Below are 3,745 nucleotides of genomic sequence, written 5' to 3' on the forward strand. Positions count from 1 at the left end.
GCACCGCCGCTGCCGGGCACGGCCCCGAAGGCGACGCTCGGCTCGGGCAAGCAGACGGACACCACGTCCACCACCCCCGGCTTCAAGCGCACCGGTCAGTGGGAGACCGCCCGTGGCTTCGCCGAGAGCCTGGCGCTCGGCGGCACCAAGGACTGGGTGGGCGTCTTCAGCGGCGGGACCGTCGCCCGGTACGACGCCCAGGGCAGGCAGGTGTGGAGCCGCGGAGCCACCTCCTTGTACAAGGACTGGCAGGTGACCCCCGACAACTGGTTCCAGCCCTACCCCTATCTGCCGAGCCTCTATGCCGGCTACAACCCGTACCAGATGTCGGCCACCGGTAGGCATCCCTACGTGACGGCCGACTTCAACGGCGACGGTGTCCAGGACGTCGCCGTCGCCTACGCGGTGGGCGACTGGCCGTTCCGGCCGTTCTCCTCACCCGGTTCGAAGGTGGACTACGGCACCTTCGTCACGGTCCTGGACGGCCGTAGCGGGAAGACGGCGTGGAGCAAGCTGGTTCCCGGCTACGTCGGCACCATGCTGTTCCAGGACGGCAAGCTGATCGTCGCCAACACGGTCGGCCCGGACTGGGGCGGCGATCCGGTACCCGAACAGGGCGACAGCCGCAGCAATCTGACCGCCTACAGCTTCGGCCACGCCGGTGACGGCAAGCTCACCGGGACCGCCGACTGGACCTACTCGACGCACGCGCCCTGGGCGTACTGGGGCGATCTGACGTCGATGGGAAGCGGCCGGATCGCCGCGTCGTGGTCCGACACCCCGATGGACCTGGGAAGCCCGCGTCCGGCGGACGGCAACGTGCTGGTGCTCGAGACCTCCGACGGCAGCGTCATGGCGCACGCCAAGACGCCCGGCTACCCGCGCATGCTGGTCAAGGATCCGGGCGCGGACCGTGTTCTGGTGGTCGAGCAGAACGATCCGTTCGACAAGGTGCGCTGGGACCTGACCGCGATCGATGCGCACAGCGGTGAGCGTGCGGTGCTCGCCTCTCGTGAGGGCACTGTGCCGGAGGCGTTCAAGGTCCTGCCGAACGCGCACGGCGGGCAGCCCCGGTTCGCGGTCGCAGAGCTCGGCATCGACGCCGACTTGTCGGACGGTCAGAGCACGATCTCCGGCTGGGACGCTCAGGGCCGCACCCTCTGGTCGTACACCACGGCCTCCACGATCGGCGGACCGAACGCCCCGACCATGGAGCTGTCCTCCGACGCGAAGGGTAGCGAGGTGTTCGCCTCGCTCTCCGACCCGACGAAGGCCACCGCCGCCACCCCCGCGGGTCCCGAGCACACCCAGCTCGTCGGACTGAACACCGCGAGCGGTCACCTCGACTGGCGGCAGGACGGCGCCGTCTCCGGCGACACCCTCACCCAGTACCAGGGCGGACTCCTCACCGTCGGCTTCGACGGCACCGCCTACACCGTCAACCCCCACAGCGGCACGTCGCACGCCATGCCCCTGGCCGGCGACCTCTACGCGGCCGTTGCCGCGGACGTGAACCGGGACGGGACCCAGGACCTGATCGTCTCCGGCCAGAGCCGGGGTGTCTTCGCCCTCGACGGCAGGACCCTGAAGAAGGCGGCGCCGACCGTCCTGTGGCGGTCCACGGTAGACAGCTCGGTGCACGCCCTGCGTCTGGTGCCGAACCCCGGCAAGGACGCGGCCGGCGACTCCGTCGTGGCAGCGACCGACCGCGGCTTCACCGTGCTGGACACGCACAGCGGTGAAGTGCGCGCGAACGTGCACACCGGCGGCTACGTCGCCTCGCTCACGGTCGTGGGCGACGGCCACGGCGGCTCCGCGATCGTCGTCCCGGGCAGCAGCCTGACCGCGTACACCAAGCAGGGCAAGAAGCTGTGGACGTACCGGCCGGACGGCACGGAGGGCAAGAGCCTGGTCTTCTCGACCGTCACCACGGACGGCGCCGGCCACCTCTTCTTCGAGTACGGCGGCACGCACAAGGGGATCGGCCTTCCCACCAAGGCCACCGATCCGGCGCCGACGGCGGTCAGCCTGGACGCCGCCACCGGCACCCCGAACTGGACCGAGACCCCGAGCGATCCCGGTGCCGTCGCGATCGTGCCGACCAACCCCGCCCTGGCCGACCCGAACGTCCCGAGCGCGGACGGGCACGGTGTCGCCTTCGCCTACACCGGTGACTTCACGACCTACCAGCACCTGGTCCAGATCCTCGATTCCCGCACCGGCGCGGTGATCAAGAACTACGAGAGCCCCGGGATGTCGCAGGGCCTCGTCGCCTCCAAGAAGACCGGTATGGTCGAGATGCGCGAGTTCAACGACTTCGTGTACCCGGCGGACGGTGGCGAGCCCTACGACCTGCCCACCTTCCTCGGCTTCAACTCCGGAGTGTTCGCCAGGTCCGTCGGCGGAACCGAGGCGTTCGTCGGCGCGTACCAGAAGCTGTGGTCCTACGACACGCCCTTCGCGGACAACGACGGGTTCCTCCGCGAGAGCGCCACGGACTTCGCCCTGGGGGCGAGCCAGGTGGAAACGGCCAAGCTGGGCGACGGCCCGGGTGACGACATGATCGGTCTCGCGCTCGACTGGCGGGCCCTGAACATCTCGGCCCAGGCGATCGGCGGCGCTGTCAACGACATCGACTACTTCCCGCACGGCCTGACCACCTACAAGCTCTCCGAGGACGAGCCCACCCGGATCCCGACCCCTCCGAACGGAGACACGACGGCCGCGGCCCCGCAGACCGCCGCCAAGGCCGGCCAGTCCCCCGTCGACCGGATGCGCAGCGCGAGCCCGCTGAAGGACCTCAGCATGCCGATCGGCACCGCCTCGGTGCCGATCGAGATCCAGAAGACGGTTCCGGCAGCCAAGAAGCAGAGCGCGGGCCAGGACAACGCCAAGGAGGTCGCCCCCGGCTACACCCCGCAGCAGATCCAGGCACGTCTGGGCCTCAAGGGCGACGGCACGGGCCAGACGATCGCGATCGTCGACGCCTACCACTACCCGACGGCGAAGGCCGACCTGAACCACTTCGCCGCGCACTTCAACCTGCCGCAGACCTGCGACACGGCCGGCACGGGAGAGGACTGCTTCGACTTCCAGCAGCTCTACGCGGACGGCGCCCAGCCCGACGTGGACACCGGCTGGAACGAGGAGGCGGCGCTGGACATCGAGTGGGCGCACTCGGCGGCCCCGCACGCCAAGATCGTCCTGGTCGAGGCCAAGGACCCGACCATGGCAGCGCTGTCCCGGGCCCAGGACGCGGCCGCGGCACTGCACCCGGCCGCGGTCAGCAACAGCTGGGGCGCCGGCGAGTTCTCCGAGGAGGCCTTCTACGACGACCACTGCAAGCTGACCGACTCCGTCTGCGTCCAGTCCACCGGAGACTTCGGCTACCCCGGCAGCTACTCCGCCACCAACCCCTACGCCCTGGCCATCGGCGGCACCAACCTCCGACTGGACGCCGACGGCAACACCATCGACGAGACGGCGTGGAGGTCCACCGGCGGCGGCCTGAGCTACTTCGAGCCGCGCCCGGCCTACCAGGACGGCGTGCAGTCCTCGCCGCTGCGGGCCACGCCGGACGTCAGCTTCGTGGCCGACCCCGCCACCGGCGTGCCGGTCTACCTGACGATGACGTACGGCGGCGCCTCCCACTCCGTGTGGTTCAAGGTGGGCGGCACCAGCCTGTCCGCCCCGATCTGGGGTGCGATCATCGCCTCGGCCGACCAGCTCCGGGCCACCGCCGGCA

General features: G+C 70.3%; 1 protein-coding gene. It reads left to right on the forward strand.

The window, feature by feature from the left end; translation table 11 throughout:
- The coding region (locus tag ACWDA7_RS51190; protein WP_450614873.1) for a hypothetical protein at positions 1-3,745 on the forward strand (3,745 nt) is incomplete at both ends.

The organism is Streptomyces sp. NPDC001156, from assembly GCF_053598275.1.